Source organism: Bacteroides sp. 43_46, from assembly GCF_001915455.1.
Classification (GTDB): domain Bacteria; phylum Bacteroidota; class Bacteroidia; order Bacteroidales; family Bacteroidaceae; genus Bacteroides; species Bacteroides caccae.
Genome location: NZ_MNQN01000046.1, coordinates 1 through 26091 on the forward strand (window position 1 = coordinate 1; position 26091 = coordinate 26091).

General features: G+C 42.0%; 20 protein-coding genes and 1 tRNA gene. 8 read left to right on the forward strand and 13 right to left on the reverse strand.

Annotated elements, in window-relative coordinates:
- Positions 1-59 (reverse strand) — tRNA-Thr (locus tag BHV72_RS04875).
- A gap of 110 nt (positions 60-169) precedes the next feature.
- Between BHV72_RS04875 and BHV72_RS04880 the strand changes: the two genes are divergently transcribed.
- The gene (locus BHV72_RS04880) at positions 170-772 is read left to right on the forward strand and encodes a TlpA family protein disulfide reductase (protein ID WP_005681564.1); all 603 of its coding nucleotides are present in this window, start codon (positions 170-172) and stop codon (positions 770-772) included.
- Between the two features lie 157 nt (positions 773-929).
- On the opposite strand, the gene BHV72_RS04885 is transcribed toward BHV72_RS04880, so the two are convergent.
- Positions 930-1661 carry a class I SAM-dependent methyltransferase gene (locus BHV72_RS04885; RefSeq protein WP_005678527.1) on the reverse strand — a complete coding sequence of 244 codons (732 nt, stop codon included), beginning with the start codon at positions 1659-1661 and terminating at the stop codon, positions 930-932.
- Between the two features lie 96 nt (positions 1662-1757).
- On the opposite strand from BHV72_RS04885, the gene BHV72_RS04890 reads away from it, so the two are divergent.
- A complete protein-coding gene (locus BHV72_RS04890) occupies positions 1758-1943 on the forward strand; it encodes a hypothetical protein (protein WP_005678528.1) in 186 nt (61 codons plus the stop codon).
- Positions 1944-2077: 134 nt separating this feature from the next.
- Here the strand turns inward: BHV72_RS04890 and BHV72_RS04895 are convergent, their stop codons facing one another.
- The 6 genes from BHV72_RS04895 to BHV72_RS04920 form a co-directional block, all read right to left on the reverse strand.
- Positions 2078-2455: a VOC family protein gene (locus BHV72_RS04895; RefSeq protein ID WP_005678529.1), complete on the reverse strand. Its 378-nt coding sequence runs from the start codon at positions 2453-2455 to the stop codon at positions 2078-2080.
- 14 nt (positions 2456-2469) lie between these two features.
- Positions 2470-3615: a DUF4468 domain-containing protein gene (locus BHV72_RS04900; RefSeq protein ID WP_122134906.1), complete on the reverse strand. Its 1146-nt coding sequence runs from the start codon at positions 3613-3615 to the stop codon at positions 2470-2472.
- Between the two features lie 13 nt (positions 3616-3628).
- Positions 3629-4360 carry an MBL fold metallo-hydrolase gene (locus tag BHV72_RS04905; protein WP_149921904.1) on the reverse strand — a complete coding sequence of 244 codons (732 nt, stop codon included), beginning with the start codon at positions 4358-4360 and terminating at the stop codon, positions 3629-3631.
- 68 nt (positions 4361-4428) lie between these two features.
- Positions 4429-5076 (reverse strand): pyridoxamine 5'-phosphate oxidase, encoded by a 648-nt coding sequence (pdxH, locus tag BHV72_RS04910; RefSeq protein ID WP_055256065.1) that lies wholly within the window; start codon positions 5074-5076, stop codon positions 4429-4431.
- A gap of 31 nt (positions 5077-5107) precedes the next feature.
- Positions 5108-5812 carry a pirin family protein gene (locus BHV72_RS04915; protein WP_005678540.1) on the reverse strand — a complete coding sequence of 235 codons (705 nt, stop codon included), beginning with the start codon at positions 5810-5812 and terminating at the stop codon, positions 5108-5110.
- A gap of 61 nt (positions 5813-5873) precedes the next feature.
- Positions 5874-6875, reverse strand: coding sequence for a 2-hydroxyacid dehydrogenase (locus tag BHV72_RS04920; protein ID WP_005678542.1), 1002 nt, complete (start codon positions 6873-6875; stop codon positions 5874-5876).
- 210 nt (positions 6876-7085) lie between these two features.
- On the opposite strand from BHV72_RS04920, the gene BHV72_RS04925 reads away from it, so the two are divergent.
- The gene (locus BHV72_RS04925) at positions 7086-8423 is read left to right on the forward strand and encodes an OmpP1/FadL family transporter (RefSeq protein WP_005678543.1); all 1338 of its coding nucleotides are present in this window, start codon (positions 7086-7088) and stop codon (positions 8421-8423) included.
- A 78-nt stretch (positions 8424-8501) separates the two neighbouring features.
- On the opposite strand, the gene BHV72_RS04930 is transcribed toward BHV72_RS04925, so the two are convergent.
- The gene (locus BHV72_RS04930; RefSeq protein ID WP_022041647.1) at positions 8502-9791 is read right to left on the reverse strand and encodes a DcaP family trimeric outer membrane transporter; all 1290 of its coding nucleotides are present in this window, start codon (positions 9789-9791) and stop codon (positions 8502-8504) included.
- A 162-nt stretch (positions 9792-9953) separates the two neighbouring features.
- Between BHV72_RS04930 and BHV72_RS04935 the strand changes: the two genes are divergently transcribed.
- From BHV72_RS04935 to BHV72_RS04960, 5 genes are all read left to right on the forward strand, one after another.
- Positions 9954-10457 carry an RNA polymerase sigma factor gene (locus tag BHV72_RS04935; RefSeq protein ID WP_005681558.1) on the forward strand — a complete coding sequence of 168 codons (504 nt, stop codon included), beginning with the start codon at positions 9954-9956 and terminating at the stop codon, positions 10455-10457.
- Between the two features lie 248 nt (positions 10458-10705).
- Complete coding sequence (locus BHV72_RS04940) at positions 10706-11386, forward strand: queuosine precursor transporter (protein WP_005681557.1); 681 nt, start codon at positions 10706-10708, stop codon at positions 11384-11386.
- A gap of 44 nt (positions 11387-11430) precedes the next feature.
- A complete protein-coding gene (queC, locus tag BHV72_RS04945) occupies positions 11431-12090 on the forward strand; it encodes a 7-cyano-7-deazaguanine synthase QueC (protein ID WP_122134911.1) in 660 nt (219 codons plus the stop codon).
- A gap of 442 nt (positions 12091-12532) precedes the next feature.
- A complete protein-coding gene (gene queF / locus BHV72_RS04950; protein ID WP_005678551.1) occupies positions 12533-12988 on the forward strand; it encodes a preQ(1) synthase in 456 nt (151 codons plus the stop codon).
- A 277-nt stretch (positions 12989-13265) separates the two neighbouring features.
- Positions 13266-15944 (forward strand): glycoside hydrolase family 2 protein, encoded by a 2679-nt coding sequence (locus tag BHV72_RS04960; protein ID WP_286855009.1) that lies wholly within the window; start codon positions 13266-13268, stop codon positions 15942-15944.
- A gap of 86 nt (positions 15945-16030) precedes the next feature.
- Here BHV72_RS04960 and BHV72_RS04965 read toward each other — a convergent pair whose 3' ends face one another.
- From BHV72_RS04965 to BHV72_RS04980, 4 genes are all read right to left on the reverse strand, one after another.
- The gene (locus BHV72_RS04965; RefSeq protein WP_286855010.1) at positions 16031-18895 is read right to left on the reverse strand and encodes a M60 family metallopeptidase; all 2865 of its coding nucleotides are present in this window, start codon (positions 18893-18895) and stop codon (positions 16031-16033) included.
- Between the two features lie 86 nt (positions 18896-18981).
- On the reverse strand, positions 18982-20334 hold the full coding sequence (locus tag BHV72_RS04970; RefSeq protein ID WP_286855011.1) for a BT_3987 domain-containing protein: 1353 nt from the start codon (positions 20332-20334) through the stop codon (positions 18982-18984).
- Between the two features lie 46 nt (positions 20335-20380).
- Entirely contained in the window at positions 20381-22294 is a 1914-nt protein-coding gene (locus BHV72_RS04975) for a RagB/SusD family nutrient uptake outer membrane protein (RefSeq protein WP_286855012.1), read from the reverse strand.
- A gap of 20 nt (positions 22295-22314) precedes the next feature.
- Positions 22315-25524: a SusC/RagA family TonB-linked outer membrane protein gene (locus BHV72_RS04980; protein ID WP_286855013.1), complete on the reverse strand. Its 3210-nt coding sequence runs from the start codon at positions 25522-25524 to the stop codon at positions 22315-22317.
- Between the last annotated feature and the right edge of the window lie 567 nt (positions 25525-26091).

Sequence of the window (26091 nt, forward strand, 5' to 3'; positions counted from 1 at the left end):
TGTCGGATTCGAACCAACGACCCCGAGATTACAAATCACGTGCTCTGGCCAACTGAGCTAAAGAGGCGTTATTTTCTTTTGCGGGTGCAAAGGTATGAAATACTTTTAAAAATGCAAATACATCGTATACTTTTTTTATATTTGCATTCTCACTAATAATTATAAGACAATGAAAAAGAAAATTATGAATGTGTGTGGTGTGGCGTTTGTAGCTGTAAGTCTATTAGCTTGTTCTGGTCAGAAGAAAGGAATGGCTGCCACTGAAATGGCATCGGATAGTACGAAAGTAGTTGGAGACGTGATAACTACTCAAGCAGATAGCACGGGATATATCGTGAAGGTAGGTGAGGCAGCACCAGACTTTACCATAACTCTGACTGACGGTAAGCAGGTGACTTTATCTTCTCTCCGTGGTAAAGTGGTAATGTTGCAGTTCACGGCAAGTTGGTGTGGTGTTTGTCGGAAGGAAATGCCGTTTATAGAGAAGGACATTTGGTTGAAGCATAAAGATAATGCAGACTTTGCCCTGATTGGTATTGACCGTGACGAGCCGCTTGATAAAGTGCTCGCCTTTGCAAAGTCTACCGGAGTCACTTATCCTTTGGGTTTGGATCCCGGTGCAGATATTTTTGCAAAATATGCATTGCGTGAGTCCGGCATAACGCGGAATGTTTTGATAGATAAAGAAGGAAAAATAGTAAAGCTAACCCGTTTGTACAATGAGGAAGAATTTGCTTCACTGGTGCAGACGATTAATGAAATGCTGAAATAGGATAAAGAACATTTCATCAGGTGTATCTCAGGAAGAATCGTAAAACTTTCGTGTACAATAAAAATAGTAACGCTATCACAACAGGATAGCGTTACTATTTTTAGGATATGGCGATACTATCGAAAGAGCATCCCGTCACTATTTTATAAAGAGCATTCTAAACAATGCTAAGCTTAGCCAGATAATCATAATGCTTTCCTTCTTTCACAAGTTCTGCTTTAAAGCCACATTCGGAAGCGTATAGGCTAAGTGTCTGAAAATCTATATATAACCAGTCGAATGTGTCTCCTTTTATACTCTTGTATTGCATCCGGAAATCAATTTCTCCGTAATAATCTCCGGCTAAGTCGATAACTATGCTGCCGTCTTCTTCTTCGAACAGATATCGTAAGTCGCTGGAATCCATCAATATACATCCGCCGGGGCGGAGGATACGTTTCATTCGTCGGAAAAAATCAGGCATATTGCTTAGTCTGCCGATGATTCCCGAGCCGTTCATAAGCATAAGAATGGTGTCGAATGTTTCTGTGAATGTTTCATCAAAGAGGTTGATAAGACGGGAATCCTTGACTCCTCGTTGCTTCATTACTTCGACAGATAGCGGAGAAATATCAATGGCACAAACCTCTTTTCCCATATCCTGAAGTGCCAGGGCGTGACATCCGCTTCCTGCGCCTACGTCCAGTATTTGTCCTGTGGCCATTTGTAGGGCAGTACGTTCCAGCATGGGCATGGAGGGCATGGAACGGAACAACTCCTTGACAGGAATTTCATCTTCTTCGAATTGAGAAGAAAAAACTCGCAAGCGGTCAGCTCTGTGGAGGTTGAAAAAATCGGAGATAGCAGCCCCCATTGGGTCTTTTTCCGGGATGAGAATTGTTGTTGCCATATTGGTCGTTACGATTGTTTTAGTTGGCAAAGATAAATAAATCCGTAGAAAAGGGTTATCTTTGCTGCCGGAAATATGATACTAATAACTTAATATATGAGTATAGAAGAAGCAATCATGGGTGGAATTGTCTTTAAAGGTAAGAAAGACAAGCCACAGGAAGATGAAAAAGTGAAGACAAAGGCTAAGAAGGCAACATATATTCGTGGGCAACATGGTTCGGGTGCAGCGAAGATGAAAGCTGATATCAGGAAAAAAAGAGCAAATCGACATAAAAAATAAGAATCATATTTGTATTATTTTTGTTTGCTTTTATATAGGAACAGTTATTTTAGGAATATGCTATTTATTTTCATAGACAATGATAAAAAAGCGGGGCAGGATAATCATCCTGCCCCGCTTTTTTATCATATGAATTATTTCTGCGGAAGTATCTCAATCCAATAATCGTCCGGGTCATTAATGAAATACAGTCCCATGGCGGTATTCTCGAAACACACGCAACCCATTTCTTTGTGATAGGCACGGACTGCATCATAATCACCTGCTACACGAAAGCAGAGATGACTCTCGTTCTCACCCAACTCATAAGGAGCCGTATGATCTTTCAACCATGTCAATTCCAGAAGAAATCCCGTCTCGTTATCTGTCAGGTAGACGAGGATGAATGAGCCGTCGGAAGCTTCTTTCCGATGATGTTCTTTCAATCCGAGTGCTTTCCCGTAGAAGGCAATACTTCGTTCCAGATCGGTGACGTTGATATTAAAATGGTCAAATCTACTTTTTATTTCCATTGTTGTGATCTACTTTATTTTTTCATTAAGAGCTTCACGATCTCACCGACATAAGTACGGGGTTGACCGGCTTGCGGAGTAGTCTGTGAGGCCAGTTTCTTACATTCAATAACAGCCGAAGGCGTTGTTTGGTTCGGAGCGTAGAGTTTCAGTGCATAACTGTCTGCCTTTTCCATTGCTTCGTAAGACTGGTCGGGGGAAAGCGTGCAGTAAGCAACGGCTTTACCGGACTGATAGCCCAGTGCACCACCGGCGTTGGCAGTCATATTTGTCATATTGAATTCGTCTTTTCCGATAGAAATCACTAACTTGCCGCTTCCCATTAAAGCATATACTTCACCCGGAATCTGTTTCAAGTCGATTTCTACATAACCCGGCATATCTGCCGAAGCTTTGCCGACAGGAGTTGCAGGAGTCAGATCGGCGGCAGGAACTGCATTTTGGGCAGGTTCGCCGGTTGTCACTTTGATGTCAGTTTTCTTATCTGCACCGCCAATAACAATCGGGCCTGTGGCTGTAACGATCGACGGAGCCTTTTGTTCTTCTTCTTTCTTCTTTTTCTCTATTTTCGGACGGGTATCCGGAGCTCCGAAGGCTACAGCTACATCCATAAATATATCATCGGCAAAGTCTACCGTTTTTCTACGCCATTTTGCCAATCCGCGGACTAACTTAGTCTTTGTTTTATTAAGTGCGTATTTGTCGGTAATCCATTCTTCCGCTTTGTACTTTTCTGTATCACGGTATGTGAAACGGATTTTTTCCAGTTCCACCAGACAGTTGCCGGGTTTGCAGGTAACGGTGATCTGGTAGTTGATTAGCGTACGGTCTAATGAAAGAGCGCTGGAACTGAATACGATCCACTCTTCTCCGATACCGGCAATGGTTCCTTTGTCTTCGTCGGCATAGACAACGCGGCTATCAACATTTTGGTTTTCTTTCAGACGTTCGGTCATCCACTTCATGACCGTGTCATAGATTTGTGCCTGACTCATTCCGGGAATCTGAAATTCCTTAGAGAATATAACTTTGCCGTCTACTTCGGGGACAGCTCCCACGAGATACCTGCTGTCGTCTTTTTTTTCTTTTGCTGAATCTGCCTTCATTGCTATCGGCAATGCGAGGAACAGGGTAAGAAACAGGATTGTAAATTTATTCATAATTATTATGTGTTTATTTGGTAATTTCAAAACTTTCGCCCCGATGGGTGATGCTGATAAACCGGCATCCTGCATTTTCGGCGAAATTACGAAGCGCATTACCGCCTTCATAATCTTCACTAAAGTGCATGGGCACAAATATAGTAGTTTTTATTTGTTCGATGAACTGTTTTGCCCCTTTCATATAATCTTTTCCCATTCTCCGGTCCACCGGAAACAGCACTAAATCAATGTCCGGCGCTTTTTCTTTTAAATATTTAACTTCTGCAAGGAAATCTCCGTTTGCTTTTCGTATCTCTTCTTCGGTAGATTCTTCGCTCCAGTGCCAGTTGTTTAAATCGCCGGCATGGAAAACACTCCAATCTTGCAGGTGAATCAAGAATGAACTGCCCACATCCGTCGAACCGAAAGCATCGATGCGGAGCGTCTCGTCCTCATATGTTTCTCCTTTCTTTATATAGATGGCATCTTCGGCTTGGGTACGGTGAGATTTCAGAATGTCTTTAGAGAAAATATAATGGATGTCAGGCCGTTGTTCTTTCCAGGTCAATATTTCGCGGTTGAAATGGTCGGGGTGGAAGTGAGTGGCTAATACATAGAGCTTACCCGGCTTTTGCAAGAGGTAATCATGCACGATTCCCCGGCTATGTTCGGCTTCCGAGGAGTCTTTGTAATAGTCGATAATAACGGTGACGCCTTCTGCTTCGAGGGCGAAACCGCTATGATAAATGTAATCCAGTATCATAAGCTGAATATTTTTGTAGTTGCAATATTACGTATTCTAGTTGAAGTTGCCAAGAAAAATCGACGAAATCAAGGGGCAAGGCGACTGATTTGCCATTCTCCATTCTCTTTCAGGATATACAGAAAACGGTCGTGCAGCCGGTTCGGTCTTCCTTGCCAAAACTCAATCCGGTTGGGGGTGACGGCATATCCGCCCCAGTTGCCGGGCCTTTCCACTTCTTTCCCTATCCAATGGGCGGCTTCTTTCACGAAAGCGCGTATCAGCTGCATCCGGCTCTTGATAGGCCGGCTCTGTGGAGAAATGCGTGCACCAATCCGGCTTTTATAGGGGCGTTTACGGAAATATTCATCCGATTCCTCCGGCGGGACTTTCGTTGCAATTCCTTCTATGTGTACCTGTCTTTCAAGAGCGTGCCAGACAAAAGAGAGCGAGATATGTGGATTCTGTTCCAACTGTTTTCCCTTACGGCTTTCATAATTAGTGTAGAAGATAAACTTCCCGTCATGAAGCCCTTTTAACAGTACGGTACGCGTAGAAGGTTTCCCTTCGGGAGACACCGTACCTACAATGACGGCGGTAGGCTCGTCTACTTCCGCGTCAATCGCCTCTTGTAGCCACCGGCTGAAAAGCGAAAGCGGGTCGCCGGGAAGTTCATTTTCCCTCAACCCGCCTTTCGTGTATTCTTGCCGGATATCTGCAATGTTTATTTTTACCATAAGATTATCTGGCATTTAAATTGTTCGTTCATTACATAGGAACTTCGATCAACAGAATATGTGAATCTTTTAATGTCTCCAGTTCGAAGTTGTTAGTATCATAAATCCCCATTCCGTCACGGCGTTTCATGACTTCACCGTCTACAATGATTTCTCCTTCAATCAGAAAGATGTAAACGCCCGCATGACTTTGGTGTGTATGGTATCCAAGTTTCTTTCCGGCTTCTACTTTGCCGATAGAGAACCAGGCATCTTGCAGAAGGGAAGCGGGAGTGCTTCCGTCGGGCGAAACGATAACTGCCAATTCGTTCGGGCGTTCCAGTTCACTGATATTGAAGTCCTGATAGACAGGGCGTGTGTTCCGTTCTCTCGGCATAATCCAGATCTGGAGAAATTCTACCGGTTCTACGGGACTTGCATTCATTTCGCTGTGGAAGATACCTGTTCCGGCACTCATTGTCTGGATTTCTCCCACGGTGATGATGCGGCTGTTCTTTTTACTGTCACCATGTTGCAGATGTCCTTTCAGTGGAATGGAGACAATTTCCATATTCTTGTGCGGATGCGTCTGGAATCCTTCTCCGGGTGCCACTTTGTCGTCATTCAATACACGAAGTGCACCGAAATTGATACGGTTGGAATCGAAATATTCATCGAAACTGAAAGTGTGGTAACTATCCAGCCACTCATATTTAGAATGTCCTCTTGTATCTGCTTTATGTATAACTTTCTTCATAATGTTCTCCTTTTTCTTGTTGTTTATATGTCTTATGAACAAAGAGGGTGGGGGAAAGGTTTTATTTCTTCACTTCATTTAGCAAAGGCTTATGGTTGATAAAATCTCTGATATTTTGTAATGTCGTCATTGCGATATTCTCCAGTGCTTCGTGTGTGAAGAAGGCTTGGTGGGAGGTCACAATGACATTGTTGAATGAAAGCAGCCGGGCAAGCACATCGTCGTCGATGATGCGGTCGGACTGGTCTTCGTAGAAATATTCGCTTTCTTCCTCGTACACATCCAGTCCGGCAGAACCGATTTTCTTGTTTTTTAAGCCTTCAATCAAGGCGTTGGTATGAATCAACTGTCCGCGACCGGTATTGATAATCATCACTCCGTCTTTCATTTTGCTGATAGAGTAGTCATTAATCAGGTATTTGGTAGCTTCGGTAAGCGGACAATGGAGGGAGATGATGTCGGAACTATGGTATAATTCGTCTAATGAAGTATATACGATTTTTTCTTCGCGGGCGAAGTTATAGTCCGGATAAAGGTCGTAGGCCAATATGTTCATGCCGAACCCTTTCAGGATATGGATCAGGATTTTTGCAATCTTTCCCGTGCCGATGATGCCTGCTGTTTTTCCGTGCATATCGAACCCCATGAGTCCGTGAAGGGAAAAGTTTCCGTCCTTGGTACGCCAGGAGGCACGGGGAATTTTCCGGTTGAGGGATAGCATGAGAGCTACGGTATATTCGGCAACCGCATAGGGTGAATAGGCGGGGACACGTACCACCGTGATTCCGGCAGCTGCGGCAGCGTTTAAATCTACATTATTAAATCCTGCACACCGCAATGCCAGTAGCTTTACTCCGTTGGAAGCCATGATGCGGAGTACTTCCGCATCGGCAATATCATTGACGAAAATACAAACTGCATCTACCCCTTGTGTCAGTAATACATTGTTTTTATTCAGATGTCCTTTGTAGTAGCGTATCTCAAATCCGAACTCTTTGTTTTTATCAGTGAAAGAAGATTCGTCATAAGGCTTTGTGCCGAAAAAAGCAATTGTATAGGCCATAATATTTTCTGTTTTTATTCTTACATAATAAACACTGAAATAGGGTGAATTGTTTATCCTTTCCTATGTCTTGAATATAAATCGTTTCATTAGAAACTGTTTGGTTTTTCAATTAAAATAGGGGGATTAATGAAAATAAATGCACAATCATACCTTCTATGTGCAATTATATCGTATCTTTGCGCCCGAAATAATTTAAAAAAGATTTAGATGAGAAAAATTTCCTTGATTGGATTTGTAATGTTAATCGTTTCAATTCCAACTTTTGCCGGAGGTCTTCTGACAAATACTAATCAACATGTGGCTTTCCTTAGAATGTTAGCACGCGGTGCTTCCATTGATATTGACGGTGTTTATTCCAATCCTGCCGGTCTGGCTTTCTTGCCGGGCGACGGTCTTTATCTTTCTTTGAACGGACAAAGTGCTTATCAAACGCGTAATATAGATATGACGTTTCCACTGTTCCCGGAAGACGGGCACAGACGTTATTATAAGGGTAAAGCTTCTGCTCCTTTTATTCCTAGTTTCCAAGGTGCTTATAAAAAAGGAGACTGGACTGTATCCGGTAGCTTCGCTGTTGGCGGTGGAGGAGGAAAGGCTTCTTTCGATGACGGTTTGGGAATGTTCGATTCAATGGTAATGGGACAGATTTATCAAGCTGCAAGTGGCAAGGTTACTCCTAATATGTACACAATCAATAGTGCAATGGACGGAAGCCAGTTCATTTATGGCGTTCAATTAGGCTTGTCATATAAGGTTAACGATTGGCTGGGTGTTTTTGCCGGTGGACGTATGAACTATTTCAGTGGTGGTTATGAAGGCTTTCTGACTGCGAAAGTGAAAGCAGACTTGCCGGGTATGCCGGCAGGTACGGAATTAGCAGGTATCGAATTGGATTGTGACCAGACAGGTTGGGGAATTACGCCTATTCTTGGAGCCGATGTGAAACTGGGTAAATGGAATATCGGTTTGAAATATGAGTTCATGACAAGCTTGAATCTTGAGAATAAGACCAAGAAAGCGGAAGTTCGTCAGATGGGGAATGTAATGGGGGATGAAGGAAATCCGTTGGCTGATTATAAGGACGGTGTAAATACGCCGAGTGATATTCCTGCTTTATTGACTGCCGCCGTTGGTTATGAAATCCTTCCTACACTTCGTGCAACAGTAGAATATCATCATTTCTTCGATAAGGCTGCCGGTATGGCCAATGACAAGCAGAAAGCTTTGAAGCATGGTACACACGAAATTCTACTTGGTGCAGAGTGGGATGTGACTAAACAACTGACGATTAGCGGTGGTTATCAAAATACAGATTATGGATTGGCAGATGATTTCCAGAGCGATATTAGTTTCTCATGCGATTCTTATTCACTTGGTTTTGGTGCCGCAATCAAAATGACGAAGCATTTGACGATGAATGTTGCTTATTTCTGGACAAACTACAAGGACTATAATAAAATGACAGAAACAGCTCTTGGAGCTTCATCAACTACATACAGCCGTACTAATAAGGTGTTCGGTCTTGGTGTAGACTACAAGTTCTAAGATTTCATAATCCTACCTTTATATATAAAGAAGCCGTCTCGGACATTGTCTTGAGGCGGCTTTCTTTATTTTTTTGTCTTAGAAAGAATACTGCACCAGCATATTCAACCGGTTTGCATGGCTCGTTGAAGAACTGAAATCACTGCGCCAGCCTCTCAAGTATTCGACACCGACTTGAAGATTACCGCTTACATTCCAAAAAGCATTGGCTACAAGATATTGCCCTTTGCGATACGAATCGGGGTTTGCACTAGGATAGCCGTTTTCAGAGTAAAGTCTGGATAAACTGTACGTTCCGGAGACAAATACATTCGGCGTAATGTTGTACTGCAATCCTGCATACCAACCCAACATTGGAAGAACCTGCATCTTGCCTTCATTGTCAGGGTCGGGAACAAGGTCAACATTCAGATTGCTTAAATCATTCAGATAAGAACCGATCCCTTTACCATAATTGAATTGTCCGTATGCCTGCAATTTCTTTGTGATATTAAACGTTGTAGAGGCTTGCAGGCCGAATCCGGTCTTTGAGTAAGCCTTATCGTGCACATTGCTCGAATAAGTCATATTGCGGACAATCGCACCTAATTTAATATGGCTGCTGCTGTTCCAGTTGAACTGTGCGGAAGCGGCGAAGTCCGGCATTCGTTGAGTATTGATTGCTACGTCATTGTTGGTCGTGCCGTCTACCGAAGGCATTTCCATAGAAACTCCGAATTTCCAGTTTTTCAGTTTATCGCACATATAACTTAGTTGCGTGGTACGATAGAAAGCTGAACCGTTCGGACCGGCGAAGTCGATAGTAGGAGGCAGGGCCGAAAGGTCCATAAACGAACCGTAGCTGTATCCGATTGTGAAACCGAGGAACTGTGCATAAGCATTTTGCAGTTCGAAGGTCTTTCCGTCGCCACGGAAGTTACCAGCGGTATAAACCACGAAATCACCAAGATGTTTGGTGCGTCCTACCAGTTTGAGAAACAGGGTAGAAGTAGTGATATCCATTTGGAACTGGTTTTTGGCAAAATTACCCTTTCCCGGTCGGCCGATCAATGCCGGATAGAAATCCACATCGTCAACGATTCCATTAAAGTCATACTCTCCCGTAGCACGAACGTAGCCACCGATACCGAGGGCGAATTTTCCCTTTTGGTCGGTAAGCAGGAAGCGAGGCGCGTTCGGGTCATGGAAACGCATCTGCGAACGGTCGTTCATGATACGGATGATTTCATCGCCCGCTTTATCCCGTGAGACAAACATGATCGAATTGGGTTCCTCATCTTCGATGACTACTTTCTTTTGTGCCTGGGCACAGACGGGGAAAACTCCTATCCCCAGTAGCATAGCTACCATTTTAAAGCTTGTTTTCATTATAAGTTAAGTTTTAGGTGAATGCCCAATGAACAACTAAAAAAAGAAATGGTTGAAAGGCCAAAGGAAAAATTGCCAAACTAATCGGAAGAATTGCTATTTATAATGATTCTAAAAAGGCGGATCTTTGTACCGTACCAATTAGATAAAAGAAATACGACGATGGAAAAAGTAGAATTTACTCAAGGAATACTGGCGATGGAATCTGATCTGCATCGCTTTGCATATAAATTAACGTCGGACCGTGACTCTGCCAACGATTTAGTTCAGGATTGCGTATTGCAGGCTTTGGATAACCACGAGAAATTTGCGCACGCCAAGAACTTGAAAGGCTGGATGTTTACAATTATGCGCAATATTTTTGTCAACAACTATCGCCGTACCGTCCGCGAGATGAATATTATAGATGATACGTATTCTATCAATCAGCAAAGTCTGATAGAAGATGAAGACAGCGACAGATTTGAATTTGCTTATGACATGAAGCAATTGTATCGCGTGATACATTCGATCCCCGAAGATATGAAAGTTCCTTTTCAGATGTTCGTTGCCGGATTTAAGTATAGAGAAATTGCCGAGAAATTAGGATTGCCGATGGGGACAGTGAAAAGCCGTTTATTCTTTATCCGCAAGCGGTTGAAGGAAGAACTGAAGGACTTCTCCTGATACAGTTCTTTTTAATTGAGTGATGTGTTTTAAGGTCAAAGTGAATGAGCCTTCCTGTCTGAATGCGAAACTGATGGGGAGGCTTGTTTTTTATTTCCGTGTTTCCCCGGCGTATAGAATCTGATAAGAAGAAAGCGATACTTTCAGTTTTATTTTCTATCTTTGCACCCCGAAAGAATTAAAAAGAGACGTATGATGCCGTGAATAACGGTCGTGTATTCTAGAACACCACGTAAAAAACAGGAATTATGAAAGAGAAAGTATCTGTACCCTTTATGCTGCTGGGCATTCTTTTTAATGTGTGCCTCATTGCAGCCAATCTTCTTGAAACGAAAGTAATCCAGATCGGTAGTCTGACCGTAACCGCCGGATTATTGGTTTTTCCTATTTCTTATATTATCAATGATTGCATCGCCGAAGTTTGGGGATTCAAGAAAGCGCGTCTTATCATTTGGAGCGGCTTCGCTATGAATTTCTTTGTTGTTGCTCTTGGGCTGATAGCTGTTGCGATCCCTGCCGCTCCTTTTTGGGAAGGGGAGGAGCATTTCGATTTTGTGTTCGGCATGGCACCCCGTATTGTGGCTGCCAGTCTGATGGCATTCTTGGTCGGTTCATTCCTCAATGCGTATGTGATGAGTAAGATGAAAGTGGCCAGCCGGGGACGGCATTTCTCGGCACGTGCCATTCTGTCGACCCTTGCAGGTGAGACGGCAGACTCGTTGATTTTCTTCCCGGTTGCTTTCGGAGGTATCATTGCGTGGCGGGAATTGCTTATCATGATGTGTATTCAGATCATACTGAAATCCATGTATGAGGTTATTATCCTTCCGGTGACTATCCGTGTAGTGAAAGCCATTAAGAAGATAGACGGTAGCGATGTCTACGACACCGATATTTCTTACAACGTGCTGAAAGTGAAAGATATATAATTGAAATAGAGAACATAACCTTACCCTTTTATAACTTTATGAATATGAATAAAGAAAGCGCATTGGTGGTATTCAGCGGTGGGCAGGACTCGACTACTTGTCTGTTTTGGGCAAAACGTAACTTCAAGAAAGTATATGCTTTGAGTTTTCTGTATGGGCAGAAACATAAGAAGGAAGTAGAGCTGGCGCGAGAGATTGCCCGGAAAGCTGAAGTGGAATTTGATGTGATGGATGTTTCCTTCATCGGAAGCCTGGGACATAACTCATTGACGGATACGAGCATGGTAATGGATCAGGAAAAACCTGCGGATAGTTTTCCGAATACATTTGTGCCGGGACGCAACCTGTTTTTCCTGAGCATAGCGGCTGTCTATGCCCGTGAGCGTGGCATCAATCATCTGATAACGGGAGTTTCCCAAACAGATTTCAGTGGCTATCCCGATTGTCGCGATGCGTTTATCAAGTCTCTCAATGTGACGTTGAACTTGGCTATGGACGAGCAATTTGTAATCCACACTCCGTTGATGTGGATTGATAAGGCTGAGACATGGGCTTTGGCGGATGAACTGGGAGTGCTGGATGTGATACGTCATGAGACATTGACGTGTTATAATGGTATCCCGGGGGATGGTTGCGGACATTGTCCGGCTTGTACGTTGCGCCGGGAAGGATTGGAGAAGTATTTAAAAAGTAAGAATCAATAATATCTCTACATAGAGATTAAAATGCATTTTTTGCTGTCACATCCTGCTGTCACAAGAAAGTTCTCATTTATAAAACGGCCGTAAGTTTCGTTTGGAACACGCCGGGTTAAATTAGTTTCAGCAGCTTGAAACAATAGTTTCATCAGTGAGAAACTAAAGTTTCACCGCCTTGAAACTGTAGTTCCAAAGGCTTGAAACTAAAAGTTTCCTATAAGGAAACACTTTGTTTCAAGCCAAGAAACATTCTGAAACCCGTGGGGAACGGATACAGTAGCCGTTGGTTAAGAGTTGAAGGTGATAGGTGATAGATACGGTGATAGGTTGAAAAATGAATCTATCACCACTTAAATGTCTGTTAATAAGATGTTTGTGCCTGTCCGGTGATAGGTGAAAGAGGAAATGCATTTTTTATCCGGGTAGAGGTTGTAGTTTAACAAGAGTAATGACTGAATTAAAAGACCAACTTTCCTTATTGGGAAGAAAGACCGAGTATAAGCAAGATTATGCTCCTGAAGTACTGGAAGCTTTTGATAATAAGCATCCGGAAAATGACTATTGGGTACGTTTCAACTGCCCGGAGTTCACAAGTCTGTGTCCCATTACCGGACAACCGGACTTTGCCGAAATACGTATCAGCTACATTCCGGAAGTAAAAATGGTAGAAAGCAAAAGTTTGAAACTCTACCTTTTCAGCTTCCGCAATCATGGAGCTTTTCATGAAGATTGTGTAAATATCATCATGAAAGACCTTATTAAACTGATGAACCCCAAATATATCGAAGTCACGGGAATCTTTACTCCGCGTGGAGGCATCTCTATCTATCCGTATGCCAATTACGGTCGTCCGGGAACGAAGTTCGAACAAATGGCGGAACATCGGCTGATGAATCGGGAATAATAAAAAAGGCTTGTCAAACATCGGCATTGCTTATGCGGCACTTCTTGAGGAAATGGATAAAAGGCTGGATGATTTAATGAATGGTTTAATATTGTAGAAGATATTTCGGAAAAATAATCTTGTAGAAGAATACCTGATGTAGTAAAGAAGTTATCTGAAGAATTAGGTGTATATTTACGGAAAAATTATGCTCAACGTCTTTCTTTTAAAGAGACGGGGGTAAATCGTTCCTTGGCCGGATGAAGTTCTATAATAAATTATTTAATCCATTAAATTTATGAAACATATTTTTATGCTATGGAAAGTACTAATGGTTTGCCTGTTGTTAGCAAATCCGTTAGCGTCTTATGCTGATTTTCAACCTTCTTATTCAACGGCAGGTTTTTATTCGCTGCCCAATACCGGTCGCACGGTGTATGATATGAATCCCGCCTGGCGTTTCTACAAAGGGAAGATAGAAGGTGCCGAACAGAAAAACTTCGATGATAAGAAATGGGATATCGTATCCTTACCTAATGGGATAGAATATCTTCCGGTTGAGGCTAGCGGGTGTATTAATTACCAAGGCGAAATATGGTACCGGAAACATTTCACACCTGATGAAGCCTGGAAGAACAAACAATTGTTTCTTCATTTTGAAGCTATAATGGGGAAATCAAAAATATGGGTTAACGGTAAACTGCTGAAAGAGCATTTCGGAGGCTTTCTGCCTGTTATTGTTGATGTATCTTCTGCCCTGAACTTTGGTGAAGATAATGTGGTCACGGTGTGGGCTGATAATAGTGACGATCCTTCCTATCCTCCCGGTAAGACGCAGGAAACACTGGATTTTGCTTACTTTGGCGGGATCTATCGTGACTGTTGGATGATAGCTCACAACCGCGTATTTATTACCGACCCCAATTATGAAGATGAAGTAGCAGGCGGCGGGCTGTTTGTTTCTTATGATAAAGTGTCGCGGCAATCGGCTTTGGTAAATTTGGATGTGCATATACGTAATACTTCGGGAAAGTTCTTCAGTGGAAAAGTCAGCTATGAACTGTATGACCGTGATAACCGTCTTGTGCTTTCAACAGAGAAACGATTGTCCGTGGGCAATGAGCATGCGGTAAAAGTGGCCTCTCGTATGAAGGTTGACAGTCCTCATCTTTGGTCGCCCGACAGTCCTTATCTCTATCAGTTGCACGTCTATGTGAAGGATAAAGCCGGCAGCATTGTTGACGGATATCGTCGTCGCATTGGTATCCGGAGTGTGGAGTTTAAAGGAAAAGACGGTTTTTGGCTGAACGGTGAACCGTATCCCTATCCGTTGATTGGGGCTAATAGACATCAGGATTATGCTGTGATAGGCAATGCCTTGTCTAATAACCTGCACTGGCGCGATGCAAAGAAATTACGCGATGCAGGGTTGCGTGTTATCCGTAACGCACATTATCCGCAAGATCCTGCTTTTATGGATGCGTGTGATGAGTTGGGACTCTTTGTTATTGTCAATACTCCGGGATGGCAATTCTGGAATGATGAACCTATTTTTGCCCAAAGAGTATATAGTGATATCCGTAATATGGTTCGCCGTGACCGCAATCATCCTTGTGTGTGGATGTGGGAGCCGATTTTAAATGAAACCTGGTATCCGGCAGAGTTTGCTAAAAATGTGGTAGATGTACTGAATGAGGAATATCCTTATCCATATTGTTATGCCGGCTGTGATGTTACGGCACGTGGACACGAACATTTTCCGATCCATTTCACTCATCCGGTAATGGGGGGAGGAGGGGCCTTTAATACGGAGACTTTGAATCCCGATGTTTGTTACTTTACCCGGGAATGGGGAGATAATGTGGATGACTGGTATTCGCATAATTCTCCGAGTCGTGTGAACCGTGTCTGGGGAGAAGTGCCGATGTTGATACAAGCGCAGGGATATGCAAACCCCGATTATAAATATACGTGCTATGATGTACTGTATAGAACTTCCAGACAGCACATGGGAGGTTGTTTGTGGCATTCCTTCGATCATCAGAGGGGATATCATCCCGATCCGTTTTATGGAGGAATTATGGATGCGTTCCGGCAACCGAAGTTCTCTTATTATATGTTCTGTTCGCAACGTCCTGCGGAGGAAAACAAGGAACTGATTGCAGATAGCGGTCCTATGGTGTATATTGCGAATGAGATGACTCCTTTTTCTCCGAAAGATGTTACGGTGTATAGTAACTGTGAAGAAGTTCGTCTGACTTTCTGCAAGAATGGCAAGCAGCATATTTATCATAAACCAATCGATAAGGCCGGAATGCCATCGCCTGTTATAACCTTTAGCGATGTTTTTGATTTTATGTATGATAAGCAATTGTCGCGAGGAAGAAAACAGGCCGATTCGTATCTTCTGGCAGAAGGTCTGATAGCCGGAAAGGTGGTTGCAACACATAAGGTGATGCCGGCCCGCCGCCCCTCTAAAATACTACTTTGGGCGGATGACGAGAAGGTGAGTATGAAAGCGAACGGTTCGGATATCATGACTGTAATAGCTGCTATTGCAGATGATAATGGGAACATCAAACGATTGAATAATTATGAAATAACCTTTGAAATAGAAGGTCCCGGACAACTGATTGCTGACAGTAAGACGTTTACAAATCCGGCTCCGGTTCGTTGGGGAACTGCGCCTGTATTGGTAAGATCTTCTACTGTTCCGGGAGAAATCAAGGTGCGTGCATCCGTGGTATGGCAAGGTAAACATACTCCGGTTTCGGCAGAGTTGATTATTCCGACTTATCAGGCGGAGCATATTTTGCTGGCAGATAAAAAGGAACTGGAACAATTGAATTCTGTTTCCGGACAGAAAGCAATGAGCACTGATTTTAAGGGACAGAACGGAAACAGCTTGAAGCGACAGCAGAAAGTCAGCCGCTCGAAGTTAAAAGAGGTGGAAAAACAACAAAGTGATTTTGAATGATAATGTAAAAGAATCAATATATAAAGAATAATCTATGAATTTCCCCCAATCATACATTTGGATATTGTAAGATTGGGGGAACTCATTTAATTGGATTTCACTTCTTTTCTCTCTCCATTCGCCTGTACTGCATATATCTTCATGCTATCATTCCAAGGAATGGATGCCGGAATATCAAATGAGAAGAAATTAGAGAAATACATTATCTCACTACCTTTTTTTACTTCAAATGCGACAGCTTCATCACCCGAACTTATTGTAATATGTTGCCCGGAACGGGTATATGTTACATTCTTTGTAATCTTCTGGTCATTCTTGAACTGTGTATAATAGCCTACATCACCTACCTGATATTGTTCAATACCCACATCATTATTCTTTCTGTCTTCGAGATAATAAAATGCATGTTTAGGTGCAGGAAACTGGCTCATGTAGCTTACTGCTTCGGCAATCATGGTTGGTGTCACATTGTAGTTCCATTTACCATACTGTTCAATCTCCACATTATTTACCGGTTCGAGGAATCCCCACATCCTGAAGAATTCAGTCAGATTCTCATTGGCAGCCTTACTTGCCATCTTAGCAAAATGTAACTGACCTGCTCCCGGATTAGATTCAACAATACGATCTTCCCGCAAGAGTTTGAAGAGTTTCTGCCAGAAATCTGTTTTATAGCCACAACGATGATAATAATTCCAAAGTTGCCAGTTCATACGCATATGTATTTCCGTATCCTCATTCTGATGAGTGGCGCTACCCATATTCCACCAAGCTTGTTTATCAACAAAACGGGCTTTTGCCAACGCGCTTAATTCCGATCCTCTCGAACAATATTTTCCCAGTTTAAACAGTATGTAATTTGAGAAAAGATTATTGGATGACTCTGTTGAACCGGGCCAGTTGATAGCACGCTGGTGAATATGTCCTATTTCGTGAGCCGGTCCCCAGGCATTGTCTTTAGCAGCCATCACGTTATCATAAAGCAAAATATTATTGAGATAAGTATATACGAATCCAATCCTATAATCTGATGCCCACATATAGCTACCTTCCGGAGAGATGGCAAACAAATGATTGTTGACCTGTGACGGACGGACGTCATCAATACCCATCAGTTCCTGTTGCCAACTAATGATATTATCCCAAAGATTAATGGCAGACAGTATATCGTAGGGAACAGCCTGCATCATCTTATCTCGATGGAAGTAGAACATAATTCTTTCACCACGTATGCAGAAATACTTATAAGTAGCTTTATTTATAAGCTCTTTATATTTATCATTAGTCTTATCCGTTTTTACATCAAAGAATCCGCTGACATATCCGCTACCTAAAGGAATATGTATTTTCACAGGTTTTGCATTGACATCCTGCAAGTTAGTGTTATACATAAGGAACAACATTCCTCGCTGTGTAAATCCAAGTTTATTGACTCCTTCTTCAAGGAAACGGGTTTCTCCGCTTGCTGCTGTTTGCACATAGTCGCCGGACTTTTCTTCACCGATGCATTGAATAGACAAACTCTGTCCATGGGTGTCACCTACCAACACAATGACCGAATCTCCGGCTTCCACATAAATACCCGTAGGGTTGTCTAAGTTACTGTATCGTTTGGTCATCAGTGTTTCTGCCCATTCCTCTACATTACTGTAAGGGTGATAATCTTGTATACGGAAAGACTTTTCCCATTCGTCATATGTGTTTCTCTTTAATTGAATGGCTATATTGGCAAAATAGCCGGGAAGTGCATTTATCTGTGCATCGGTAGCTTCATCTCTCACCTCCGTACAAGTTATATCTGTAAAAACGCCCAGCAATTGTGCGTCAAGTTTCTTATCCGGATTCTTTTGATAGAATTCCATTTCATCACAACTTACAAAGTCTCCCAAGCCGGAGTGAACCTCAAATTTTATTTTAGTAGCTTTCTTCAAACTCTGAGCAAACACCACACGGCTTGAAGCATTCTGCATCTTAAAATCGAATGAACCGTACTTCGTATATTCGGGAGCATCTTCTGTTGCCGTGTAAATATCCAATTTGCCAAAATTACCATTTCCACTACGGGTGTGATAAATCAAGTAATCTATGTCTTTTGTGCCATCAAAAAAATATTCGAGAGTAACAGGAAAATTAGCCTTTTGATTCCAAGTTGAATGATAGGGGGTTCCACCAAACTTGCCATCAAAAGAGTTCTCGATTCCTTGTCCCGGCTGGTGCTCACTATCTTTTCCTCCATTGGGAGTTATTTTCAAATCACCTTCTATCTCTACATCCGAAACACCGGAATCTTTAGCATTTTGTGTAACTGAGCATAATGCTCTTATCTTGTCGTCTTTAGTATATATGTAAGTGAATGTGACAGTACGTGTTTCATAATATGGGTTGGCATCTACCGTATATTGGTATTCTTTATCTGTCAGCGCACGGGTGGCAGGAACAGTTTTGATCCAGTCACTGTTTTCCGATTGCTCTATTGTGTATTCTATATTCGAAGTGACAATAATGGAAAGAGGACCTCCGGCCGCATCGATTATCGGATTGGGATTCTTGACAAGGATAGCAGGACCGTACCCTAATTGACGTACTTGAATAGTATAGTTTTGCACAGAACTCTTTAATGTGATTTCTGCAGAGCGTACGTCCGGTTCTTCATTGGCATGTACCAATACTTTTACCGCGGGCGAAGAACCCGACATGTCTTTTGCTGCGACACACCAGTCCTGATTTGATGAGACTACCCATGCGTCTGCGGCCAGATTAGTTTCCACAGGTATTACAAGCGATGATTGTTTTTGATCGAAATCCTGTTGTAAATACTCCTCTTTTATTGTGAATACAGGAGTTTTATCACCCGGTTCATCATCGCTGCAAGCCAGGAACAAAGAAGAAAAGATGAGAGAAGTAATCCCCCATAGTAAGAACAGATATTGCTTCATAAAGTATTGTATCATCAAAAGATTATTCAAAATTAACCATAAAAGTTAATGAGAGAGAGAAAACATTCTCTCTCTCATTAAAATATTACTTAGGAGAAAAATCAGTCTGTGCTCATCCAGAACTCTGCAAATGCAAAACTGGTTCCTGCTGACGTTTTATCTACTTGTACCCGCAAATATTTAAATGGTTTGCCGACGAATACCGGCGATGTATATTTTGCTTTTGTTGCCGTTGGTAGATTTTCTGTAACCGTAGTGATTTTACTGAAGGCAGTACCGTCCGGACTACCGAGAAGAGTATACTGCAGAGGAGCGCCATTATTGTTGTTATGACGTATTTGATATCCTATTGATACTGCTGTGGATTCTTTCGGCAGAGCAATTTGAATCCAGTGAGGCATTGGTGCTACTCCGCTCCAGTTACTATGGTAATACGTATCTTCTTTTCCGTCGAGCATTTCAGCAATAGAACCTTCATTTGTCGGATCCGGGAAAATACTAATCATATTTTCTTTCAGGTCGACTTTGGTTAATTTGCTTGCATCAGGTACATAAGAGATAGCATATAACGATGTATTTCTTTCTGCATCGATAACAAATTGTGGTTTAGTGCATGAAGACAAACAAATCGGAAGCACATAATTACCATAACTCAAACCGGTACGGTCTACTTCAATATTCGCCTCTTTTACACTTTCCATATCGTTGGTAAAGTTGACAGTTGTCTCCAGTGTGTAAGCAGTAGAAGGTAACATTGCATAATCACATTCGTTTGCTGCATTATATTCGTCTAACAATTTCGAATCGATAGTTAATTCACAAGAGAAGTCCCATTTGCTTGGAATAGGAATTTCCAATGGCAAAGTGAAATTCATTTTAATAGGGCCGTTGTCCGAGAAAAAGTTTTGAGTATAGCCGCTCTTTGAAAAGAAAACTGTCGGAGTTTGTACATTTGGCTTAATAAAAACCTTTCCTAATTTTGAATTGATAGAGTCCTGTGAATTTTCCAGTTGCAATGGTAGCACATACTCTTCACCGGCATTCAAGGCGGGAAGCCCGTCAATAAGTTCCGTTTTTAGAGTAATATCCATAGTTTTATACAGTTCATTTGCGGCAAAAGTAAATTTTCTATCGCCCTTCAATTCATAGCAAGTGGTGGGAATGGCTTTGTATTTTACTCCCTGTTCTGCATTATATATAGCCAATGCAGCATCATCCAACGTTCCTATACTTACTTCCGTCACTGCGTTGAGTTCTGAGCCTCCCTTGTTTATCACAACCTGGTAGTTGGCATCTTCCCCTGTGTTATATACACTAACAGGTATTTCGCCACTATTTCTGAAATAAAGTATAGTACTGAAATCATCCAGAAATTCATCCTTGCCATCTTCGCACGCAGTCTGCGTTAAAAGGAAGGCAGATACGAACGACACTAATAATATATTTTTTCTCATAAATATTTTCTTTTTATTAATAAAGTGGTTTTATGTGTATTTCTCACTACCATCCATAGTTTCTGGTCAGTAATTTATTACGATCCAATTCACGCTGAGAGAACGGATAGAGATAGTGGTTGGATTTAAACACGCGTGTTTCAAATACGGTTCTTTTCCAAAATCCGTCAGGAGTTACTTTCGTATCATTACCTTCCAGCGGACAGGTTGCATCCATACCATACATCGGACCATTATCCGTTTGTTCCGCAATCATCCAAGTACGTGTGTCGAAATAGCGATGTCTTTCAAATGCCAGTTCCACACGACGTTCTTTACGACAAAGTTCAATCAGTTCGTCCACGGAAGCATTGGGATATACACTTGTAATCGGAGTCAATCCCGCACGGTCGCGCAAATCCGCCCATTTTTCCATTGCCAGTTCTTCATATCCTGCCGGCAAAGCAACATTCCTCTTCTTACATTCCAGAACAGATTCGATGAAGTTCAGATACATCTCTCCGAGACGGAATACCGGGAATGTCAGATTACCCCATTGTCCATCACCGGAGTTCAGTGTATGGTCATAAAAACGATTACACAGGTAACCACTCTTAGGATAGTCGTGGCTCTTGTTACCATTACCTCCTTTGGCAAAAGAGATCATTGTGCTGCCAGCACCATGCAACCAATAGTTACCTCCAAAGAAAACAGTGATGTAAAAACGGGGCTCACGATCTTTATACATGTTAGGAGCAGTGATTTTGTAGTTCTTAAAGTTGCTCCATCCTTTTGCCGGATATTCCCAGTCTGATTTTTGCAGTTCTTCTTCCTTGCTGTATCCTGAAGCATTGTCTATTATCGGATCACCTGATGCTTCATACCCTATAATAGGATAGCGTCCGTTGTTCATCGCATAAGCATCTACCTGTTGCTGTGTAGGACCTACACCACCGTATGCAGTACCGGGTAGTCCGGTGGGAGCTGTATTTACTCCCCAACTATATCCGCTATTGTAACGGTCTGTCCAGATCAATTCACTATTCCAGTTCACATGGGTGATACCATAATAATCTTCATACGGATCACCGTTACCTGCACGATAAAGTTCGTAATCAGTATCGTCTAACAAGACTTTAGCAGCCTTTGCTGCTTCCAACCATTTATTGGCATCGTATGTTTGCGGGAAAAGATCCACTCCCGAAAGTTCGGGGAACTTGTCTGTTACCGGGTTCTTTACCGTACGATATAGAGCATTACCGTTGAACAAGTCGCGTGCCGAATAAAGTTTCAGACGTGAAATGACTGCATAACAGGTACCTTTAGTCGCTAAACCGTATTTACTGGTCGACAGACCCTTCTGAACAGGTACAGCACTACTTTCGGCACATGCAGTAAGTTCACTGACTACATAATTTACACACTCTTCCCATGTGTTACGAGGACGGTATAATTCTTCTGTAGAAGCTGCAAAGTCCAGTAACTCGTCTCCAATCAGGAAAATAGGTCCGTAGTCGCACATCATACTAAAATAGTAGTAGGCACGGGCAAAGCGCGTCTGCCAATACCATTCGTCAAGTTGTTCCTGGGTAGCCAGAGGGTCTGAGCATTTATATACATTCTGCATGAAAATATTACATTCACGGATACCTTTATAGTATTTGTCCATTTTGTAATAAGGTACATTTGAGGCATTCCATGACCCGAAGTTCATAGAACGGTAACCACGGTCATAAGTAATGGTACATTCGTCCGATGCTCCCAAATAGGGCTCATTATCTCCAATGAATCCTCCATTGTAGTTAGGAAGAAATGACATAGCATTGAGCCAATACTGCTTGATCGTATTTCTTGACTCCCAGATTTTTTCGAAAGTCAGTTTTTCGTCTTCTTGCCTGTCGAGGAAATCTTCACATGAAGATAACAACATCGCGCCGGTAGCGAAGCATAACAGATAAAGTGATTTTATTTGAAGTTTCATAAGTTATACAGTTATAAGATTTAGAAATTAGCATTGAAGCCGATAGTGATCACTCGATTCAACGGATAGCCGGAACCTTCTCCTCCACCTTTTTCAGGATCCCACATATCGAATGGAGCAAATGTGAGCAGGTTACTTCCCGACACATAAAAGCGGAAAGACTTAATGAATGTTTTACTTGTCAACGATTTGGGAAGTGTATAACCAATCTCCATATTCTTCAATCGTATGAAAGAACCGTTGCGTTGCCACCATGTGGAAGTTTGAGTGTTGTTAGATGCTCCGGCACCTCCGCTACCATTGCTGAGGCGCGGGTAGAGTACATTTGCATTCTGTTCGGGGGTATTAGTGGACATCCATACATTGTTGTATATATTTTCGTTCACAGCCGAACGTTCCAAGTTTCCTGAAGAGAAAAGACTCTTAACTGATGATCCGCTTAAGAAGAAACTTGTGCGAGCCGCTCCTTGAAAGAATACATTGAAATCCCAGTTCTTCCATTGTGCCGTAGCACCGAAACCATACATGATTTCCGGTAAGTTAGTATATCCGATAGCGATTTGGTCTTGAGAGTTGATAACTCCGTCACCATTGATATCCTGATATTTAATATCACCTACACGGTATTCTCCGAAACTTTGTACAGGGCTGTTGTCAATTTCTTCCTGACTCTGGAATAACCCTAAGGCTACGAGTCCGAAAGGCTGCATGGAACCACCTGAACCAAAAGGTTTACCTATTCTGTTTTGGTATTTATATTCCCAGTCAGGTTCGTCGTTGTTCTTCAATTTGTTACGATTATATGTAAAGTTACCTCTTGCCGTTACATAAACATTACCTATCTTCTGTGAGTATTCGATATTACTATCGAAACCTTGGTTCAGTGTTTCACCGATATTGACATAAGGGATAGTGGAAATACCGACAATGGCAGGCAATCCGGCACGTTGCAGGAAGATTCCGGTACGTTCTTCACGGAAGTAATCGGCCTGTACTTTAACCTTGTTGAATAAAGAGAATTCGATACCGACGTTCAATTTCAGAGCTTCTTCCCAAGATGCGTTCAGGTTTTCAACTTCACCAATACGAATACCATTACCTCCTTGGTTGGCACTTTGACCGTATTGCCAGTTTCCTCCTGTTACAATAGAAGATTCATATACCCATCTTCTCTGTCCGCCGATGTCATCATTACCTACTTTACCGTAAGAAGCTTTTAACTTTAACATATCAACAGTGTTAGTTATAGGTTCAAACCACTTCTCGTTAGACATCATCCAACCGATAGCTGCTGCAGGGAAAAAGCCAAAACGATGTCCGCGTGCAAAGTTTTCGGAACCGTTATAACCGACATTTACTTCAGCAAAATATGTATCTTTGAATGCATAAGTAACACGTCCTGCCAAACCTTGGTTTTTATAAGGAAGTGCAGCGTCTCCGCTACCGGCCTGTGTGTTAGTATGTATTTTCTGATTGTATAGTAACAATGCGCCTACACGATGTTTTTCTGCAAACAAACGGTTGTAGTTCAATGAGCCTTCCAAATAACGTGTCATCGTTCCGCTACGTCCGATTGCGAATTCCAAAGACTCACTTCCGGTATGTACGGGGTCCCATTCACCGTCACCATTATTATCGTCATAAATCAGATTGCCTTGGTCGTCTCTCCCACGGGCATGATAGAAAGTCGGTGTTTTGGAGCGGCGTTGCAAGGTAGTGTTCCACGCATCCCATGAGAATTTCAAGTTGGCAGTTAATCCCTCCAACGGTTTCCAAAGTTTACCGATATCTTGCGTAACGCCGACAAGTGCTTGTGCCGAGTTCCAGAACTGTTCACGGTATCCGGAGTGAACCAGCATATTCCATGGGTTGAAACCGGAATCGGTAGAAGGTCCTGAAAGTTTTCCATCAGAGTATTCTATCGGGAATGCATTAGGGGAAGCATTGAACGTATATCCCCAAATGTCGTTATCGTTGTCACCAAATCCGGGACCGAACGATTTTTCATAGATATTAGCCAGATTGACATTCAGCACTGTGCTTTTGGTCAGGTTGAGGTCTATATTGGCACGGAAGTTGAATTTGTTGTAATTAATAGATGAATCGTATCCATATATGTTTCCTGCATTTTTGTAGATAGAGCTTTCATTATAGAAAGAGCCTGAAACATAATATTTCACGATGTCTCCACCACCGGTGATACTCAGATTTACTCGTTGATTTTCAGCCATGTCGTCGAACAAAGCATCAAACCAGTCTACATCCGGGTAGAGATCGGGGTCACTATGTTCTCTATATTTCTGCATGACTTCGTCCGAATAATACTTGGTTGAAGAAGCTTCATTGTAAAGTTCCGCCCATCTTGCTGAGTCGAGCATCTTCGGACGTTTGGTAGGACTGGTAAAACCAAACTCTGTGCGTACATTGATTGCCGGCTTACCTTCTTCTCCCTTTTTAGTAGTAATCAAGATTACTCCGTTGGCACCTCGTACACCATAAACGGCAGAGGCCGAAGCATCTTTCAGAATGGAGAATGAAGCGATATCGTCTGTATCTACCAGATCAAGATCACGTTCGATGCCATCTACCAGCACTAACGGAGTGGAAGTTCCCTTAAAGGAAGATACACCACGAATGTAGAAATCCGCGGCACTATTTTTGCCGGGCTCTCCCGAACGGGTCATAGCCACAACACCGGATAACTGACCTGCCAACACATTTGAAATTGATGCTCCGGGAACTTTCAGTTTCTTGATGTCTAGCGTTGAGATAGCCCCAACAACACTTTCTTTCTTCTGGCTACCATATCCGACAACAACAACTTCGTCCAATACTTCAGTATCGGGTTGAAGAGTGACATTGATACTCTTTTGGTCTATGATTGCAATTTCCTGCTTCTTCATACCGATATAAGAGAATTCAAGTACTCCACCTACACCTTCTATCGTGATAGAATATTTACCGTCTATATCGGTCACAGCACCTACCGAACTGTTTTTTAGCCAAACAGAAGCTCCAATAATAGGTTCATTGGTATCGCCATCTCTTACTACACCGGTAATAACACGCTTTTGCTTTTTCTGTTGAGTCGATTCAACAATTTTAGTAGTAGATTCTCCTTTCACATCCTTCCATTCCTCTGCTGCAGAGGAAGAAAGCGGACAAAGAAGCAATGACAGAACAGTATACTTCAAATACCGTTGTTTACAAAAAAAATGAAATTGTCTCATGCTTTTTCTTTTAAATTTAACATTTGGTTAATTGTAGATTGAGTTAAAGGTTGAATATGTTCTTGCAGAACTTATTACATGTCTACAACCTCATTATCAAGTTTTTTAGGATGACTCCGATAGTACACGGTTGCATGAGAAACCCTTGTGAAGCGGTCGGATAGAAGATTATGGTACTATTGTTCTACCGAGATAAGCTCCTTAAGTATTGATATTCAATTAATTATCTTAATAATCCATGTAGTATATTATACCTATTTTATATACTAATCACAATAAAATGCTTATTGGGGGATTCGGGAATGACACAAGGCGAAAATATTTTTTTTAATTCATAAAGAAAATAATATGCATTCTTGCGTGTTATTCAAATAAATAGTTATCTTTGCGCATAAAATTTGTTGCCTATTATAAATATAACCTAATTAACCAATGTAATATGATGTGAAAAACAACTCTTAATTTAGAACATGTAATAAGTTCTGCAAGAACTAAATAAACTAACTACTTCTTCCATATATAACAAATACATACTAAATTACTCATTCCCTCATATTTACAAACTAT

Excerpts from the sequence above, each read along its gene's own strand:
- BHV72_RS04885 (WP_005678527.1), bottom strand. The coding sequence starts at position 1,661 with ATGGCAACAACAATTCTCATCCCGGAAAAAGACCCAATGGGGGCTGCT.
- BHV72_RS04905 (WP_149921904.1), bottom strand. The coding sequence starts at position 4,360 with ATGATACTGGATTACATTTATCATAGCGGTTTCGCCCTCGAAGCAGAA.
- BHV72_RS04900 (WP_122134906.1), bottom strand. The coding sequence starts at position 3,615 with ATGAATAAATTTACAATCCTGTTTCTTACCCTGTTCCTCGCATTGCCG.
- BHV72_RS04970 (WP_286855011.1), bottom strand. The coding sequence starts at position 20,334 with ATGAGAAAAAATATATTATTAGTGTCGTTCGTATCTGCCTTCCTTTTA.
- pdxH (WP_055256065.1), bottom strand. The coding sequence starts at position 5,076 with ATGGTAAAAATAAACATTGCAGATATCCGGCAAGAATACACGAAAGGC.
- queC (WP_122134911.1), top strand. The coding sequence starts at position 11,431 with ATGAATAAAGAAAGCGCATTGGTGGTATTCAGCGGTGGGCAGGACTCG.
- BHV72_RS04940 (WP_005681557.1), top strand. The coding sequence starts at position 10,706 with ATGAAAGAGAAAGTATCTGTACCCTTTATGCTGCTGGGCATTCTTTTT.
- BHV72_RS04935 (WP_005681558.1), top strand. The coding sequence starts at position 9,954 with ATGGAAAAAGTAGAATTTACTCAAGGAATACTGGCGATGGAATCTGAT.
- BHV72_RS04975 (WP_286855012.1), bottom strand. The coding sequence starts at position 22,294 with ATGAAACTTCAAATAAAATCACTTTATCTGTTATGCTTCGCTACCGGC.
- queF (WP_005678551.1), top strand. The coding sequence starts at position 12,533 with ATGACTGAATTAAAAGACCAACTTTCCTTATTGGGAAGAAAGACCGAG.
- BHV72_RS04895 (WP_005678529.1), bottom strand. The coding sequence starts at position 2,455 with ATGGAAATAAAAAGTAGATTTGACCATTTTAATATCAACGTCACCGAT.
- BHV72_RS04920 (WP_005678542.1), bottom strand. The coding sequence starts at position 6,875 with ATGGCCTATACAATTGCTTTTTTCGGCACAAAGCCTTATGACGAATCT.
- BHV72_RS04880 (WP_005681564.1), top strand. The coding sequence starts at position 170 with ATGAAAAAGAAAATTATGAATGTGTGTGGTGTGGCGTTTGTAGCTGTA.
- BHV72_RS04890 (WP_005678528.1), top strand. The coding sequence starts at position 1,758 with ATGAGTATAGAAGAAGCAATCATGGGTGGAATTGTCTTTAAAGGTAAG.
- BHV72_RS04915 (WP_005678540.1), bottom strand. The coding sequence starts at position 5,812 with ATGAAGAAAGTTATACATAAAGCAGATACAAGAGGACATTCTAAATAT.
- BHV72_RS04960 (WP_286855009.1), top strand. The coding sequence starts at position 13,266 with ATGAAACATATTTTTATGCTATGGAAAGTACTAATGGTTTGCCTGTTG.
- BHV72_RS04980 (WP_286855013.1), bottom strand. The coding sequence starts at position 25,524 with ATGAGACAATTTCATTTTTTTTGTAAACAACGGTATTTGAAGTATACT.
- BHV72_RS04930 (WP_022041647.1), bottom strand. The coding sequence starts at position 9,791 with ATGAAAACAAGCTTTAAAATGGTAGCTATGCTACTGGGGATAGGAGTT.
- BHV72_RS04965 (WP_286855010.1), bottom strand. The coding sequence starts at position 18,895 with ATGATACAATACTTTATGAAGCAATATCTGTTCTTACTATGGGGGATT.
- BHV72_RS04925 (WP_005678543.1), top strand. The coding sequence starts at position 7,086 with ATGAGAAAAATTTCCTTGATTGGATTTGTAATGTTAATCGTTTCAATT.